This window comes from Roseovarius sp. MMSF_3350, assembly GCF_030733425.1.
GTDB lineage: Bacteria > Pseudomonadota > Alphaproteobacteria > Rhodobacterales > Rhodobacteraceae > Roseovarius.
On sequence record NZ_JASHIZ010000007.1, the window covers coordinates 166,032 to 182,898 of the forward strand.

The window sequence follows — 16,867 nt, forward strand, 5'->3', positions numbered from 1 at the left end:
CTGCTTTGCGCTTTTTTGAAGTTGAACCCGTGTAAGGGTTCGGGCGTTAAGCCTCGGACGAAGGACGCTTGACTGCAGGAAAGACACAAAACATGGCATCGCGCGCATTGTGGAAAGGACAGCTTCGCCTGTCGCTGGTCTCAATTCCGGTGGAGATTCACTCGGCGCGAAACTCCTCTTCGCGCGTGTCGTTCCGGCAAATTCACGGCCCGTCCGGCAAGCCGGTGCGCTACCAGAAAACCGTGCAGGGTGTCGGTCCGGTCGAGAACGATGACATCATGAAGGGCTACGAGACCGAGGGCGGCGATTACATCCTGCTCGACAAGGACGAGATCGACGCCATCAAGCTCGAGACGAAAAAGACGCTGGAACTGGTCCAGTTCGTCGAAACCTCGGAAATCGCGCCTATCTGGTTCGACCGGCCCTATTATGTCGTGCCGTCCGACGAACTGGCAGAGGATGCCTACCGCGTGGTCCGGGACGCGCTGCGACAGACGAAAAAGGCGGGCCTGGGCCAACTGACCATGCGCGGCAAGGAATATCTGTGCGCCATCCGCCCCTGCGGCGACGGCCTGCTGATGGAGACCCTGCACTACGAGGAGGATATCCGCGACGCCGACCCGCTGTTCTCGGGGATCGAGGACGACGCTCCGGACAAGGAACTCCTGGAGGTCGCCACCCAGCTTATCGACAAGAAGACCGCGCCGTTTGATGCCTCGGCCTTCGAGGATCACTATGCGGCGGCCCTCAAGGACCTGATCGCGGCCAAGATGAAATCCAGGAAGACACCCCGCGCCAAGGCCGCGGATGACGGCGGCGGCGCCGATGCCGAGAATGTCGTCGACCTGATGGATGCGCTGAAGAAAAGCCTTAAGCAGAGCAAGGGCGGCAAGACCACCCGCCGCAAGAAGGCCTCATGAGATCGCTCGACGCATACGAGAAGAAACGGGATTTCGACATCACGCCCGAGCCCCGCGCCGAGCTTGTCGACGCCGGGGGAGACAGGCTTTCCTTCGTGGTCCAGAAACATGATGCCAGCCGACTGCATTATGATTTCCGGCTTGAGTGGGGCGGTGTGCTGCTCTCATGGGCGGTCACCAAGGGCCCCTCCGCTGATCCCTCGCAAAAACGACTTGCGGTGCGAACCGAGGATCACCCCGTTTCCTACGGCGACTTCGAGGGCACCATTCCAAAGGACGAATATGGCGGTGGCACCGTCATGCTGTGGGACAACGGCTGGTGGGAGCCGATGCACGACCCCGAGGAGGGACTGAAGGCCGGCAAGCTGCATTTCCGCCTGCATGGTGCCCGGATGAAAGGTGGCTGGGCGCTGGTGCGGATGCGCGGAAAGAAGAGCGAGAAGCGCGAAAACTGGCTTCTGATCAAGGAACGCGATGATTTCGCCGGGCGCACGGCCGACGCGCTGATCAACAAGCACCGAACGTCCGTGACCACCGGCCGTGCGATGCGCGCGATCGCCTCCGACAAACCCGCCGCCACACCTGCGAAACATGACAAGCCGCTGCCCCGGTTTCACAAGGTGCAGCTGGCCACCCTGCGCGACGCCCCGCCCGAAGGCGCGGGCTGGCAGCACGAGGCCAAGTTCGATGGCTACCGCTGCGTGATCGCGGTCGGCAAGGGCGGGGTGCGGCTTTTCTCGCGCAATGGTAAGGACTGGTCGGATCGGTTCGGAACCCTTTGCGAGCCGGCAGCAGCGCTGGAGTGTGGTTCGGCCCTGATCGACGGCGAGGTGATCGCAGGGGCCGGGGGAGGCGACTTCTCGACCCTCCAGAAGGCATTGAAGACCGGGGATCCGCTGACCTGTTACCTCTTCGACATCCTCGCCCTCGATGGCAAGGACCTCACCGGCAAGCCGCTTTCGGATCGGCGCAAGGCGCTGGAAGGGCTCATGGAGGGTCAACCGCCCCGCGGCCCCCTGCGCCTCAGCCCGGTCATCGAAGGCGACGGTGCCGCCGCACTGGCCGCCATGTGCGAGGCCGGGGGCGAAGGTATTATTTCCAAGCGTACCGACGCGCCCTATCGCAGCGGTCGCAGCAAGGGCTGGATCAAGTCCAAGTGCATCCGCCGCGCCGAGTTCGTGGTCGCCGGCTGGTCTCCCTCCGACAAGAGAGGCCGGCCGTTTTCCTCGCTGATCCTGGGAAGCTACGAAAAGGGCGCGCTGGTCTACCGGGGCCGGGTGGGCACAGGCTTTGACGGTGACGACATGACGGCGCTGATGGCCGAGCTTAAGCCGCTAGCCCGCAAGACAACGCCGTTCGACGAAGACTTGCCGGACGAGGCCCGGGACGCCCGCTGGGTGACTCCAAAGTTGGTGGTCGAAGCGGAATATACCGAGTTTACCAGCGAAGGCCGGATACGCCACGGTGTCTACAAGGGGCTTCGCGAAGACAAGGAGGCCACCACCGTGAGTGCCAGCGCCGAAGCAAAATCCGGCAGCGGCGACGACGAAAAGACCATTGCCGGTGTTCGCATTTCCAGTACCTCCCGAACCGTTTACCCCGATGCGGGGCTGACCAAGGGCGACGTGGCCGGGCACTATGCCCGCGTGGCGGAACGGATGCTCGAGCAGACGGCCGACCGCCCGGTGGCGTTACTGCGCTGTCCCGATGGCATATCGGGCGACTGTTTCTTTCAGAAACACGCCGGCAAGGGCTTCCCCGATGGAGTCAAATCCTTGCCCATCGAGGAAAAGGACGGGGATACGGCGGATTACATGTATGTTTCGGGGGCCGAGGGTCTCCTCGGAGCAGCACAGATGGGCACGCTGGAGTTCCACGTCTGGGGCGCCCGCCGCGACCGGATCGAGCGTCCCGAGAGGATGGTCTTCGATCTCGATCCCGATGAAGGCCTTGCCTTCGACGTGGTCAAGGCGGCGGCACAAGAAGTGCGCGAAGGCCTCGAAGCGTGTGGCCTGGACGCCGCGCCAATGGTGACGGGCGGCAAGGGTGTGCACGTCATCGTTCCGCTGCGTCGCATCAGTGAATGGGAAACGGTGAAATTCTTCGCCAAGACGTTCGCCACCGTGCTTTCCGAACGATATCCCGATCGCTACACCGCCACCATGTCCAAGGCGAAGCGCAAGGGACGTGTGTTCATCGATTGGCTGCGCAACGAGCGCGGCGCCACCGCCATCGCTCCGTACTCGCTGCGCGCCCGTCCCGGCGCCGCGATCGCGGTGCCGGTCACCTGGGCCGAGCTGAAGGACCTGAACCGGCCCGACGGCTTTCATGTTGACGACATGAGTACGCGTTTGAAACGGCCGTGCCCGCTGCAATCGGCAACGGCGCGCGGCATCGGAACCGAGGCGGTGGAAGCGCTGGAAGCCTGGTCGCGCGGCGCCGCCTGACAATCCGATGTCGCGGTTCTGTTGCTCTAAGGTCTGCCCGCCAACGGCGGCACGAAGGGGCGCGTCCCTCAGATCATCGGAATGCCGCCGGTGACCTCTACCGTCGCGCCGGTCGTGTAGCTGGACAGTGGATCGGCTAGCATCACGAAGGCAGTGGCGAGTTCGGCAGGCTGCGCGGGCCGGCCGATCGGCTTGTCCTCACCGAAATGAGCTGCGGACTCCTTGGGCAGCGTCGCCGGGATCAGGGGCGTCCAGACCGGGCCGGGGGCGACACAGTTTGCGCGGATACCGCGCGGCGCCAGCATCTGCGCCAGCCCCACCGTAAAGTTCTGGATCGCCCCTTTGGTCGCGGCATAGGCCAGCAGGCCGGGGTTGGGCTTGTCGGAATTGATCGACGCAGTGTTTATGATGGAACTACCCTTTTTCATGATCGGCACCGCCGCCTTGCAAAGATAGAACATCGAATGGATGTTGGTGCGGAAGGTCATCTCCCACTCCTCATCGGGGATGTCTTCCAGCGTGTCGAAATGCATCTGGTGCGCCGCGTTGTTGACCAGGATGTCCAACCGACCGAAGGCCTCGTGCGTGTCGCGCACCAGGGTCCGGCAGTGATCGGCGCTCTGGATGTCGCCGGCCATGACCTGTCCGCGCCGTCCGGCCTTTTCCACCAGCGCACGGGTCTCTTCCGCGTCCTCGTGCTCGTCCAGATACGAGATCATCACGTCGGCGCCTTCGCGCGCGAAAGCCAGAGCCACCGCGCGCCCGATGCCGCTGTCGCCGCCGGTGACGAGGGCGGCCATACCGTCGAGCTTGCCGGACCCCTTGTAGCTGTCCTCACCGTGGTCCGGGCGGGGCTCCATCCGATCGGTGCGACCGGGCGTGCTCTGGGGCTGTTCGGGGAAGGGGGGCTTGGGATGGGTCATGGGACTGCTCCGTGGTGGGGTCTTGGAGTCAACAGCCGCGATCATCCAATGTTCCCGCCCAAGCCGCGTTTGCCCGCATGTCGGGTCGAAAAGTGCCAAGGCCAGGAAAAAGATTAGGTAGGAGGCACAACCGAAGTCAGGAGAGGGCGAATATCATGGACTGGTCGGAAATGTTGTTTCAGGGGTGGAGCGGGATCCTGCGCACCGCGATCGTCGGCACCCTTGCCTATGCGGCGCTGATCATTGCATTGCGGTCTTCCGGGAAACGGACCCTCGCAAAGCTCAACGCGTTCGATCTGGTGGTGACGGTGGCTCTTGGCTCGACCCTGGCTACGATCCTGCTCAGCAAGAATGTGGCGCTGGCCGAGGGCGTGACGGCTCTGCTTCTGCTGATCGCCTTGCAATACGGCGTGACGGCCCTCTCCGTGCGCTCGAAATCGTTCGCGCGCGTCGTCCGCTCGGAACCGACATTGCTGCTGCGCGATGGTGAAATCCTGCCCCGTGCGATGAGGCAGGCCCGGGTTACGCAGGAGGAACTCGAAACGGTTGTGCGTACCGAAGGGCGGTTTGATCCGAAGACCGTGTCTGCCGTCATTCTGGAATCCGACGGCTCCTTTTCGGTCATCGAAGGAACTGAGGCGACCGACAGCGCGGTATCACGGCTTTCTCAGTCCGGGGCCGCGACGCCCGAAAAACATGCCGGATAGCTGGTGTTCTCGGCACCGCTCAGACGTCGCCAATCAGGTCGGATTGGGAAAGGGGCCGGGTTCCATCGTCACCAACCCTCTTTGCTTCATCTGACCAAGCAGCATGGCGACATCCCGTCCGATCATCTCCACAGGGGTTGTAGGAAAGGCGTCGTGCAAGGCGCGCACGATGCAGGTGCCGGTCTGATCCTGTTCCAGAAGAGTCCAGATTGCGCCACCCACAGCATTGAGCCTGAAGAAGTTCCGATCGGCCATCTGCCAGAGAAACATATCCTCGCCAATTTGCCGGGTCACCACGTCAGAAGCGCGGACAACGCGAAGCGAAAGGTCTGCCGGAGGTGCATCGGCATCAGGATCGCTGAGGGGCAAGGCCGGAGCCAACGGCGCTCTCAACCGCGGAATCCCGGCTGCTTCGAATGTCTCTCGGATCAGGGATACCGCTTCTTCCAGATCGGAATAGACGAGTGTGAGACAGACAAGGTTTTCCGCCATCGCGGCGACCCGGTCGTAGTGCGATCCGGCGTCACCGGGATCTGCAATGTTCTGACGGATCAGAAACCCGGCTGCATCCGCGGTCGAAAGCTCGTGAAATCGCGCGCGCCTGCCATCCTGACGGCACAGCACGATCATTGCGGCCAAGGGCGCACGGGCGCCAAGCGACGCCTGGTGCAGAAGATCGAGGAAGCCGTAGCGCTCATCGCTGACAGTCAGGTTCGCGGCCACATGGGTTTCGAACGCGCCGCTCAGCCCCTCGGGCAACGGCAGGCGCAGTCGCGGCTGCACCCCAAGCGCCGTGGCGACGCCGTTCTCGTCTATCGGCAGGATGTCATCACAGAAAAGCGCGCAATCCGGCTCGGTTCCAAGCCGCGCGACAAGGGTTGTCTTTCCAGCCCGATAGGGGCCTGTAAAGGCCACGAGGTGCCCGTTGACCTGCACAGCCCCGCAGTGGAAGCCGAATATGCCGGGCCGTGAATCAAGGTAGCCTTGCAAGATATCGGCCACCGCTCCGCAGGTGACCCCGGCGAGGCCGAGCTTCGTCAATGGCCTGTCCGACCACCACGACCGGAACTGGAATGTGCCGCCCTCATCGCGTCGCAGGACCGTCGCGGGCGTGTCGGTATCACCTGAGGCGGCAATCTCCCAGTCGGGCATGACCGTTCGGATAGCATCATGTATCGAGGGGCATCCCTGCAATTCGACGGCATGCGATGCGGCGGGAAACACCATGCGTGAAACAGAACTGTCCGGGGCGCACGGCGTGCACGCCCCGGTTCTTGGCTGTTTGACGAACCATCCGACCATCCAACCCTAGAGACCGAGATCGCGGAGAGCCCCGCGCACTGCATTGCCGAAGCTTATGCCCCGGCCGGAACGACGTCCGCCGGACGGTCCCGAGCCACGGCTGCCACGGCTTCCGCCAAAGCCACCGGATCCCCGGGAGCCGCCTCTTCCACCGCCAGAGCCACCGCCGCTGCCGCCGCCAGAGGCATGCGCGGCGCCGAGATGCATCATCACGGGGGCGACATAGGCCGCGCCTGTGGCCAGCCCAAGCCGCGTCAGCATCCGGCGGCGCGAAATTTTGGCGTTCTTTTCATCTGCCATGGTTCCTCTCCTTTGCGTTTTCCGTCGACCGCTCATGGCGGCCACGTAGGGAAAACGGAAGGCGCCGGATCTTTATTCCCCGGAGACCGGGAGAAACTCCGTATCGCGGGCGAAACACTGCCCGGGGGCTGCGACCAACCCATCGCCGAACACGGTGTCGCGCCCCGGCGCACCAAGGTCCTTGGCGCAGCGCACCATCTCTGCGACGGTCCTATCCAGCGAAACAGCCGGCGCGCGCGCACGCTGCACCGCGAGCGAAGCGGTCACGAACGGCGCGGCATAGGACGTACCCGACTTGAGCCGCCCTCCGGAGACCGAAGCGGCCGCCCAGATCCGCACACCAGGCGCGGCAAAATTGATGTACGGCCCGTGATTGGCCTGACGATACACGTCCTCTTCGCGATCAATCGCCGTCACGGCGATGACCGTCTCGAACGCGGCCGGGTAAGCCGGCTCGGCTCCCGGTCCATCATTGCCCGCCGCGGCAACCAGCGCCGTCTCGACCGCGGCTGCCCGGCTGATCATCTCCTCGAGGATCGCGTTGTACGGTCCGGAAAAGCTCATGTTGATGACATCCACATCAGCCGTCATCAACAAGTCCATCGCCGAGGCGAGTGAATAGACGTCCGCCTGCTCGCCGAGATAGCCGCGGTGGAATGCTTCGACCGCGACCAGTTCGGCGTTGGGCAGCAGTCCCGGCACGCGATAGTCCAGCCGCCCGATCAGCATCGCCGCAATCGCCGTACCATGCTTGCGCCCGGCCTCCGCCCGTTCGCCCAGGTCCGCCTGGTGGACGACGAGCTTCTGGCCGCTGAGCGCTGGATGATCCTGGTTGATGCCGGTATCGATCATTCCGATCCGTGGTGCATAGATGCTGGGCCAACCGGACCAGCCTATCATTTCATGCGCATCGCAGCCCGCTTCGTCACACAGAAACGCGTCTGGCGTGTAGAAGTGGTTCTCATCCATCAAGGCCCCTGGCAGCAAACCGCCAAGATCGGCCAGCGCGTCCTCTATCGAACGTCCGGTCGGCGGATCCAGCCGGTACAACCGGCCCTCCAGCAGGTCGTTCGAAGCAGTGGCGCGAACTTCGTAGCCAGCGTCGATCGCAGGCGTGATGCTCATTCCCGCCGGCAAGAGCAGCAGGATTTCCGGAGGTGGCGGCGGCGATTGCGTGGGTCGAGCTGAACGCGGCCGGTTCGCCCGTGTCCTTGTCTGGCGTCGGGCCGGTCGCCAGGACTCCCTGCCGCCGCTTCCGCCACTGCCTGCGCCGCTTCCGGCTCCCGATCCGCCCGATGCATGTGCCATGCCCAGATGCGTCAGGGCCGGTGCAGTATAGGCCGTGGCACCGGCAAGCCCGATACGTTTCAGAAGCCGGCGGCGGGTCAGGTCCGGGCGGTCGTCGTCAGTCATTGGCCAAAAGCTCCTGTTCAAAGGCTTGGTGACAGCGCAAAAAGAGAGAACGTGCAGCGCAAGCTGATTATTCCAGACTGAATATAGATTTTCGCGCGCCGGGAGGGAATAAATCCCGCCACGGCCCGTTCTGGTTATGTAATACAGCTTGCAACCGCTCCCGCCCACAGGACACCCCCGCATGACTGACGATGTCAGACAGCAAATCATCGAACTGCTACCCAGGCTGCGGGCTTTTGCGCGGTCTCTCGCGCCAGGCTGGGATCAGGCGGATGATCTCGTGCAGCTCACGGTCGAGAAAGGTTTGCGCAATCTTTCGGGCTTCACCGAGGGCACCCGGCTGGACAGCTGGCTTTTTCGTATCATGCGCAACGCGTGGATCGACCAGCACCGCGCGCGACGGGACGCTGTCGAAATCGGCCAGGTCGACATGGCACAGCAATTGGTGGGTGAGGACGGACGTCGGGTCACCGAGGCGCGTCTGGAACTGGTACGCGTTCGTGGGGCGATGGACGCCCTGCCTCAGGAACAAAGAGAAGTCCTCATGTTGGTTTGCGTGGAAGGGTTTCGCTACCGCGAGGCAGCGGACGCGCTGGATATTCCCGTGGGGACTGTCATGAGCCGGTTGGCCCGCGCCCGCGCTACGCTCGCATCCGAGCTGGGCATGCAGCCCGAGACCGCGCCGAAAAAAGGAGAAGCGCGATGAACACGCCAAATCACGTAGAGGTAAGTGACGAGATGCTGATGGCCCTTGCCGATGGTGAACTTGATGGCGCAACGGCTGATGACCTGCGCGCAAGGATCGAACAGGATCCCGATCTTGCGGCGCGCTATGCCTTGTTTGCCGAGACGGCCGCATCGCTGCGCGCGGCCTTTGCTCAGGGTGCCGTTCCCGAGCATCTTGTCAGGGCTGTTCGCAGCACCGCCATCACAGAAAGCCAGGATCGGTCCGGGGCCACGGTCGTGCCCATGCGCCGCCGCATCGCGTGGCCCTTGGCACTTGCGGCGTCCCTGGCAATCGGCATCGGGTTCGGCTGGACCCTGCAGGACAGGTTTGCTCCAGCCGGCGCGGCAACGCTCGAACATGCGGCCGCCGCCCTGTCCGACGTGCCTACGGGACAGACCCGGGACGTTGCCGGTCTCGGACCGGCACGGGCGCTTGCCAGCTTTGAGACTGACCAAGGCCTATGCCGTCTCATTTCGGTGCAACCGGTGGTCTCCATACCCCGAAGGATCCTGGCATGCCGAGAAGCGGGCGGGTGGACTGTTGCCGTGAGCGTCGCGGACGGTTCAGGCGATGGGTTCTCACCGGCAAGTGACGCGGCGACAGAAATGCTGGATCTGTACCTGGATACGATCGGCGCGGGCCAGCCCCTGGATGCGGCAAGCGAAGCGAAGATCTTGAAATAAGAATGGATGAGAGTTCTCGGGTCCTTTCATCAAGCTTATCGTCGCTCGCAAGGCCTTCTGCCCGTCGCTCTGTTCGCGATCACCTCCAACCGCCCACCGGTCATCGCTTCGCCGGATCAAGTCAGCCAGGGTTCGCCTCGAAATCATGCGATCCTGCACGTGAGATATGCGAAGCGATACACGCCCAAGAAAACGGGACCTATTCAGCGACCCCGCAAATGAGCGCTATCGGGGCAGAGCTCCAAGTGAGCGTAGAGGAGCTGATTTGCTGGGATTTTGGCTCCGGCGGTAGGGATCGAACCTACGACCAATTGATTAACAGTCAACTGCTCTACCGCTGAGCTACGCCGGAATACCGGGGGCGGATATAGCAACCTCGTCTGGCGGCGTCCAGAGGGATTGTGACAAATTTTTCTGCACCGTCAGATTAATGCGAACCGCGAGGAGGCGGTCAGTTTTCCATCCGGCGCAACCAAACTTCTTCCATGAAGATCAATGAGATGTGACAGGACGTTGCGGGCCGCCGCTGGCAGTAGCGCCGCTGGCGTGTCGGTATAGATGCGCCGCGCCAGCGTCTGCGCGTCCGCCGGGCTGTCGCGCAGCGCTTCCAATATCGCCGTCTCGCGTCCCACCCGGTGCGCGATCAGCCAATCAAGCCGCCCCATCGGGTCGGTGATCGGGGCGCCGTGGCCCGAATGGAACACCTTCGCCCCGCGCGCCCTCAACCGTCGGCAGGAGGCCATGAAATCCGTCAGGTCCCCGTCGGGCGGCGCCACCAGCGAGCTGGCCCAGCCCATCACGAGGTCGCCGCAAAACACCGTGTCGCCCATGGCAAATGCCAAGTGGTTGCCCAGGTGCCCCGGCGTCCAGAGCGCTTCCAGCGCCCATCCCTCCGCTTCGATCACCGTACCGTCGCGCAACGTGACGTCCGGCGCAAACCCGGCCTCCACGCCTTCGCCGGCATCCTCGAGCCCGGCGGCAGCCAGCCGCGTCATGATCGCGCTGCGCCCCGATCCCGACGGCCCGAAGGCATGCACCTGCGCCCCTGTCTCGCGCGCCAGCCGAGGCGCCAGCGGGGAATGATCCACATGGCTGTGCGTGACCAGCACGTGGCTCACCCTTTGCCCCGCCTCGAGCGCCCCGAGTATGGCCGCCAGGTGCGCCGCATCGTCGGGGCCGGGATCGATCACGGCGATGTCCGTGTGGCCCACCAGATAGGTGTTCGTTCCCCAGAACGTCATCGGCGAGGGGTTGTCGGCCAGCACCCGTCGCAGGCCGGGGGCCAGGTCCTCGGCGATGCCGGGGGTAGGGCGGTCGTCATTCATCTGCTTGGCTCTTTCCGATCGGGATCGTCGCGGATAGGTTTAGCCCATGTCGTTTCGCTGGCTCAAACCCTATATGCCCCGGTCGCTTTACGGCCGCGCCATCGCGATCCTGCTGCTGCCGGTCATCACCCTGATGCTGGTGGTCTCCATCGTCTTCGTGCAGCGGCATTTCGAAGGCGTGACCAAGCAGATGACCCGCACCGCCAGCCGCGAGGTCGAGGTGCTGCTCGACGCCGCCCTTCCGCCGTCCGAAATCGGCGATTCGCGACTGGCGCGAAACCTGCGCATCTCTGTCGAGGAATTGCCTCTCGACGCGCTGCCCGCCGGCGACAGCCGCCGCTGGTACGACTTCACCGGCGGCTACGTCATCGCCGAGTTCAACCGCCTCCTGCCCATGCTGCATGCACTGGAACTGCCCGATGACCAGGTCGTGCATCTTTATTTCGCCTTGCAGGAAGAGGGTCTGCGCATGACCTTCGACCGGCGCCGCGTCTCGGCCTCCAACCCGCACCAGCTCCTGGTCTACATGTTCTTCTTCGCCGCGTTGATGACCGTGATCGCCTATTTCTACCTGCGCAACCAGCTGCGCCCGATCACGCGTCTGGCCAGTGCGGCGCAGGCGTTCGGCCGTGGCCGCCATGTCGATTACTGGCCCTCCGGCTCGACCGAAGTGCGCGCCGCGGGCGCCGCCTTCATCGACATGCGCGCCCGGATCGAGCGCCAGATCGAACAGCGCACGCTCATGCTCTCGGGCGTCAGCCACGACCTGCGCACGCCGATCACCCGCCTGAAACTGGCGCTCTCCATGCTCGACGCCGAGGATCGAGAGCCGTTGGAACAGGACGTGGCCGACATGGAGCGCCTGATCAACGAGTTCCTCGATTTCGCCCGCGGCGCGCAGGAAGCCGCGCCCGAATCCACCGATCCGCAGGCGCTGGTCGCCCGGATCGTCGAGGATTTCCAGCGCGGCGGAAAATCCGTGCAGCTTGGCCCCTGCGAAGGGAAGGGCGAGGTACTGCTGCGCCCCGGCGGCGTCCGCCGCGCTATCGAGAACCTGCTCGGCAACGCGGTGCGCTATGGCACAAGGGCAGAAGTTTCGGTCCAGCTGACCGACCGTGCCCTGCGCATCCGCATCGAGGATGACGGCCCCGGCATCCCGCAGGCACAGCGCGAAGAGGCGCTCAAACCCTTCGCTCGGCTGGACGAGGCCCGCAACCAGAACCTCGGCACCGGGGTGGGGCTGGGCCTGGCCATCGCGATGGATATCGCCCGCGCCCATGGCGGCACATTGCGCCTGGGTCAGAGCGACCGGCTGGGCGGGCTGCAGGTCGATTTCGTGATCGGCCGCTGACAGACGCCGGGCCGGGGCAGGGGCTGTTCCCGGGGGGACTTCACGCTTCGGCGGCGGCGTCGGCCTTGCGCTCCTTGGGAAAGAAGCTGAAATAGAACACCGGCGCCGCCACCAGCGTCAGCACCGAGGCAAAGCCCAGCCCGCCCATGATCGTCACCGCCATCGAGGCAAAGAACGCGTCCCACAAGAGCGGGATCATCCCCAGGATCGTCGTCGCCGCCGCCAGCACCACGGGGCGCAGGCGCGAGGTCGACGCATCCAGCACCGCCCGCCGGAACGGCACGCCGTCGGCACGCACGAGGTCGATCTCCTCGACCAGGACGATGCCGTTCTTGATCAGCATCCCCGACAGGCTCAGCAGCCCCAGAAGTGCCGTGAACGAAAACGGCAGTCCCGTGCCCAGAAGGCCGATCACCACGCCGTTGACGCTCATCGGCACCAAGAGCCAGATGATCACGGGTTGGCGGATCTTGCCGAACAGCAGCACCGAGATCAGCACCATGATCAACAACGACACTGGCAGCTGCTTGCCCAGGGCCGTCTGCGCCTCGGTCGAGCTCTCGTATTCGCCGCCCCATTCCAGCGCATAGCCCTCGGGCAGGTCCATCGCCTCGACCGCGCCGCGCAGCTGACCAAAGACGCTGGCGGCATTCTCGCCCGCCGGAACCCCGGCCTGGACCGATATCGTCGGCACCCTGTCGCGGCGCACGAGGAAGGTGTTCTGCGCCTCCCAGCCGAACCCGTCTGTGATCTGCGCCACCGGGATATAGCCCTGCGCCGCGTCCGAATAGACCGGCAGGTCGGCCAGGTGCTCGGCGCCCTCACCACCGGCGCTGTCGGCCCGCATGATGATCGGGATCAGCCGGTCGGCCTCGCGGTAGAACCCCACCTGCACGCCATCGGTGCCAAATTGCAGCGCCTGCGCCAGGTCGTCACGCGCCACACCCGCCGCCTTGGCCCGCTCGTCGGCGAAGCGCGGCACCAGCGTCAGTTCCCGCTCGCGCCAGTTGGTACGCAGGTCCATCAGCCGGTCTGACGCCCCGACCATGACCTCTTCCGCCTCAACGGCCAGTTGCCGCAACACGTCCGCGTCCGGCCCCGAGAACCGCGCCTCGATCGGCGCCCCGCCGCCGGGGCCAAAGGCCAGCCGCTCGGTGCGGAATTCGCCCCCTGGCAGGGCGTCGCGCCCGAAGGCCTCGACATCGGCCCGCAGGGCCGGGATCTGCTCCAGCGTCTCGGTACGAATGATCAGATGACCATAGGTCGGCAGCGTCTCCTCCGGGGCGTAGGTCAGCATGAACCGCGTCGCGCCGCCGCCGATGAAGGTGGCGACCGACACAACGTCGTCGCGCTCGGCCAGCCACGCCTCGACCTGGGCCATGTCCTGCGACACGCGGTGAATGCTGGCCCCCTGCGGCAGCTTGTAATGCACGTAGAACAGCGGCGTGTTGGAATCCGGAAAGAACTGCTGCTTGACCTGCGCAAAGCCCATGTAGCACAGCACCGTCACCCCGATCAGCCCCAGGATCACCAGGTAGCGCACCCGCAGCGCGCCGGACAGCACCGCGCGGTAGGCGCGAAAGAGCGGGCCGGCATAAGGGTCATGCCCTTCGCCGCTGCCCACTTTGAAAAAGTAGTGCCCCAAAAGCGGCGTCGCGGTGATCGCCAGCACCCAGGACAAGAGCAGGGATATCCCGATGACCGCGAAAAGCGAGAACAGGAACTCGCCCGTGGCGTCGGGGCTCAGGCCGATGCCCGCAAAGGCCATGATCCCGATCACCGTCGCGCCCAGCAACGGGATCTGCGTCTTGCTGGCCACGTCCTCCGCCGCGTCGCGGGCCGACTTGCCGCCCGCCATGTCGCCCTGCATCCCCTCGGCCACCACGATGGCGTTGTCCACCAGCATCCCCATCGCGATGATCAGCGCCCCCAGCGAGATACGCTCCATCTCGATCCCGAAGACGGCCATCAGGAACACCGTGCCCACCACCGTAAGAAGCAGTGTGGATCCCACCACAACGGCCGACCGCCAGCCCATGAAGACCGCCAGCACCAGCACCACGATCGTCACCGACATCGCCAGGTTCAGCAGAAAGTCGTTCGAGGCCTCGTCCACCACCACGTGCTGCTGGTAGATCGGGTGCAGTTCCACCCCGGCGGGCACGTCGCGCATCAGTTCGGCCAGCCGCGCATCCACCCGTTTGCCCACGTCTACGATGTTCAGGTCCGCCTTGCCGGCCACCCCCAGCGTAAACGCCTCCTTGCCCTGGAACCGGATGATCTCGGTCGGCTCCTCGACGCGGTCACGCTCGACCTGCGCGAGGTCCAGAAGGTCGATTACCTCTCCGCCCACGCCGATGGTCAGGTTGGCGATCTCGTCCACCGTGTCCGAGCCCACCGGCGCCTGGACGCGGATATCCTGCCCATTCTGCCGGAAACTGCCCGCCGGCGTGCGCGTGTCCGCTTCAGACAGGGCGCCGGCGATGGCGTCCGGGCTGACGCCCAGGTTGGTGATGATCGGAACCCGCGCATTGACGTAGATCGCCTCCGACGGCAGCCCCGCCACCGCCACGTCCGCAACGCCTTCGACCGCCAGCAGTTCACGCCGCAGGTATTCCGAGATCTCGTGCACTTCGGCATCCGAATAACCCGGCGCGGTCAGCGCGTAGAACACGCCGAAGACGTCGCCGAAATTGTCGTTCACGATGGGTTGCCCGGCCTCGGACGGCAGGTTGCGCGTCGCGTCCTCGACCCGGTTGCGCAGCTTGGTCCAGATCGCGGGCAGTTCCGTGCCGTCATAGGTGCTTTCGATATTCACCGAGATCCGGCTGACCCCGGGCTTGTTGGACGAGGTGATGAAGTCGATCTCGCCCATCTTCTGGATTTCCGACTCGATCGGCTCGCTGACCTCGCGCGCCACCTGCTCGGCCGAGGCGCCGGGATACTGCGTGATCACGATGGCGTTCTTGATGGTAAAGGCCGGGTCTTCGAGCCGCCCGATGGTGGCAAACCCCCAGATCCCGCCCAGAAGGCAGCTCAGCATCAGGATCCACGTGATGAGCGACCTGTCGATCGAGGCCCGCGCGATGGACATGGGCCTACTCTCCGATGCCGGTAAAGCGGCGGGCGCGCTGGCCGTCGCGCAATTGCGCGGCGCCGGTCTCGACGATCTGCGTGCCGTCCTCGGGGCCCTCGCTCATGTAGATGCGGCTGTCCTCGTGCACCTCGATCTCGACGGGGTGTGCCGCAACCTTTCCATTTTCGTACACCATCACCGCGGCGTTGCCCTCGGGGTCGAAGATAAGCGCGGTCTCGGGCAGCACGATCCCCGTTTGCTCCGGCCCGGCGACAGCGGTATAGACCGTGACCGACGCGCCCGGAAAGACGAACGCGCCGGGATCTTCGGTAAAAGCCAGCGTGATCGTATAGGTCTGCCCGGTGGCCGAGGTCTCGGTCTCGAATTCCCGCAACGCGAGGTCGTAGCGACGCGGGTCGCCGGGAAGCTCGGCATGGAACGCGATCTCGTCATCGGCCCCGGCCTGCCGAAACAGAACCTCCGGCACCTGGATATCGACCCGGGTTTCCGACACGTCATGCAGCCGGACCACCGGCGTGCCGGCCTGAACCGTCTGGAAATTAGACACCAGCCGCTTGGCGACCAGGGCGTCGAACGGCGCACGCAGCGTGGCGTGCTCCAGGTCTTCGCGAGCACCGTTCAGCGCGATCTCGGCCAGCCGCAACTGGGTCTGTGCGTCCTCCACCTGCACCTCGCTCACAGCCTGTCCACGCAGCGATTCCAGCCGATCGGCATCGCGCTGCGCCTTCTCGAAATTGGCCTCTGCCTCGGCCACGGCGCGCCGGTAGCCCGACAGGTCCAACTGCGCGATCTCGGCGCCCTCTGGCTTGCGCGCGCCTTCCTCCGCCTCCAGCAACTCAAGCTTGCCCGGCACCTGGAACGCAAGTTCGACCGTCTGCCGCGCTGCCACCTGACCGAAGAATTGCCGCCGCACAGTGACCGGCTCACGCGACAGCGTCATCAGTTTTACGGGTTTGGGCGGTGCCTCGGCCTCCTGGACCTGGTCTTGCGCCTGCACGGGGACCGATGTGGCGATCAGCAGGCAGAGCACACAAGAAAGAAATGCGAAGAGGCGGCGCATGGAAAGGGCTCCTGGCGAGGGAACGGAAGATTTGGGTGGTCACATAGCGCAGGTGAAAACTGAAACCAACAGTTTAGTTTTTTGCACGGCTCGTTTTCTTCAAAAGAAAATGAACCGAAAACTTACGAGGTTTCCGGCATGGAAAATACGCATTTTCTATCCCGTTCTTTGAACAGAAAACGGCTCCGGCATCAGTGCCTCAAGGACTATGATCGTGACCGCAGATAGGTCTCGGAGGCGTATCCCGTCAGCCCCGGGGCCCGGTCCAGAGCCACCTCGCACCAGCGCGTGCCGCCGACCCGCGCACAGTCGCGCACCCGTACGAGCGTACCATTGGGCAGCCCCACGCGGGTTTCGAATCCCAGACCCGGCCCGCCGCGGAGCTTCAGCATGTCGCCGTCTTCAACGCCGTACACCTCATAGATATCGGACGTGAACGCGGTCACTGGGCTCGTGTCGGAGCAGGCAGCGAGCATGCCAAGAGCGGCAAGGATCGAAACGGGTTTGCGCATGGTGCCTCTCATTCGGGTCGTTCTGGTAGGCCCGGAGGGACGTAAACCGGGCAAGCTATGATATTGCAATCAGGCGGTTTTTTCGGATTGTGGACCCGTT

At 64.5% G+C, this 16,867-nt stretch carries 14 protein-coding genes and 1 tRNA gene; 6 read left to right on the forward strand and 9 right to left on the reverse strand.

Annotated elements, in window-relative coordinates; translation table 11 throughout:
- Positions 1–92: 92 nt before the first annotated feature.
- Together RBB31_RS09015 and ligD are read left to right on the forward strand one after the other, a co-directional pair.
- Complete coding sequence (locus RBB31_RS09015) at positions 93–920, forward strand: Ku protein (RefSeq protein WP_306128952.1); 828 nt, start codon at positions 93–95, stop codon at positions 918–920.
- Positions 917–3,367, forward strand: a complete 2,451-nt coding sequence (gene ligD / locus RBB31_RS09020) for a DNA ligase D (RefSeq protein ID WP_306128953.1) — start codon at positions 917–919, stop codon at positions 3,365–3,367. Before RBB31_RS09015 ends, ligD begins: the two co-directional genes overlap by 4 nt.
- Positions 3,368–3,435: 68 nt before the next feature.
- On the opposite strand, the gene RBB31_RS09025 is transcribed toward ligD, so the two are convergent.
- A complete protein-coding gene (locus RBB31_RS09025) occupies positions 3,436–4,290 on the reverse strand; it encodes an SDR family oxidoreductase (protein ID WP_306128954.1) in 855 nt (284 codons plus the stop codon).
- A 155-nt stretch (positions 4,291–4,445) separates the two neighbouring features.
- Here RBB31_RS09025 and RBB31_RS09030 point away from each other — a divergent pair, with 155 nt between their 5' ends.
- Positions 4,446–4,997, forward strand: coding sequence for a DUF421 domain-containing protein (locus RBB31_RS09030; RefSeq protein ID WP_306128955.1), 552 nt, complete (start codon positions 4,446–4,448; stop codon positions 4,995–4,997).
- Between the two features lie 33 nt (positions 4,998–5,030).
- Here RBB31_RS09030 and RBB31_RS09035 read toward each other — a convergent pair whose 3' ends face one another.
- From RBB31_RS09035 to RBB31_RS09045, 3 genes are all read right to left on the reverse strand, one after another.
- On the reverse strand, positions 5,031–6,149 hold the full coding sequence (locus tag RBB31_RS09035) for a PqqD family protein (RefSeq protein WP_306128956.1): 1,119 nt from the start codon (positions 6,147–6,149) through the stop codon (positions 5,031–5,033).
- Between the two features lie 156 nt (positions 6,150–6,305).
- Positions 6,306–6,599 (reverse strand): hypothetical protein, encoded by a 294-nt coding sequence (locus RBB31_RS09040; RefSeq protein WP_306128957.1) that lies wholly within the window; start codon positions 6,597–6,599, stop codon positions 6,306–6,308.
- A 72-nt stretch (positions 6,600–6,671) separates the two neighbouring features.
- Positions 6,672–8,012 carry a S8 family serine peptidase gene (locus RBB31_RS09045; RefSeq protein WP_306128958.1) on the reverse strand — a complete coding sequence of 447 codons (1,341 nt, stop codon included), beginning with the start codon at positions 8,010–8,012 and terminating at the stop codon, positions 6,672–6,674.
- Positions 8,013–8,193: 181 nt separating this feature from the next.
- On the opposite strand from RBB31_RS09045, the gene RBB31_RS09050 reads away from it, so the two are divergent.
- Both RBB31_RS09050 and RBB31_RS09055 read left to right on the forward strand, forming a co-directional pair.
- Positions 8,194–8,718, forward strand: a complete 525-nt coding sequence (locus RBB31_RS09050; RefSeq protein WP_306128959.1) for a sigma-70 family RNA polymerase sigma factor — start codon at positions 8,194–8,196, stop codon at positions 8,716–8,718.
- Positions 8,715–9,422 carry an anti-sigma factor gene (locus tag RBB31_RS09055; protein WP_306128960.1) on the forward strand — a complete coding sequence of 236 codons (708 nt, stop codon included), beginning with the start codon at positions 8,715–8,717 and terminating at the stop codon, positions 9,420–9,422. Before RBB31_RS09050 ends, RBB31_RS09055 begins: the two co-directional genes overlap by 4 nt.
- A gap of 277 nt (positions 9,423–9,699) precedes the next feature.
- On the opposite strand, the gene RBB31_RS09060 is transcribed toward RBB31_RS09055, so the two are convergent.
- Positions 9,700–9,774, reverse strand: a tRNA-Asn gene (locus RBB31_RS09060).
- 70 nt (positions 9,775–9,844) lie between these two features.
- Complete coding sequence (locus RBB31_RS09065) at positions 9,845–10,747, reverse strand: MBL fold metallo-hydrolase (protein ID WP_306128961.1); 903 nt, start codon at positions 10,745–10,747, stop codon at positions 9,845–9,847.
- A gap of 46 nt (positions 10,748–10,793) precedes the next feature.
- Between RBB31_RS09065 and RBB31_RS09070 the strand changes: the two genes are divergently transcribed.
- On the forward strand, positions 10,794–12,098 hold the full coding sequence (locus RBB31_RS09070; RefSeq protein WP_306128962.1) for an ATP-binding protein: 1,305 nt from the start codon (positions 10,794–10,796) through the stop codon (positions 12,096–12,098).
- 40 nt (positions 12,099–12,138) lie between these two features.
- Here the strand turns inward: RBB31_RS09070 and RBB31_RS09075 are convergent, their stop codons facing one another.
- From RBB31_RS09075 to RBB31_RS09085, 3 genes are all read right to left on the reverse strand, one after another.
- Positions 12,139–15,192: an efflux RND transporter permease subunit gene (locus RBB31_RS09075; RefSeq protein WP_306128963.1), complete on the reverse strand. Its 3,054-nt coding sequence runs from the start codon at positions 15,190–15,192 to the stop codon at positions 12,139–12,141.
- 4 nt (positions 15,193–15,196) lie between these two features.
- A complete protein-coding gene (locus RBB31_RS09080; RefSeq protein ID WP_306128964.1) occupies positions 15,197–16,255 on the reverse strand; it encodes an efflux RND transporter periplasmic adaptor subunit in 1,059 nt (352 codons plus the stop codon).
- Positions 16,256–16,461: 206 nt separating this feature from the next.
- Positions 16,462–16,767: an SH3 domain-containing protein gene (locus RBB31_RS09085; protein WP_306128965.1), complete on the reverse strand. Its 306-nt coding sequence runs from the start codon at positions 16,765–16,767 to the stop codon at positions 16,462–16,464.
- Between the last annotated feature and the right edge of the window lie 100 nt (positions 16,768–16,867).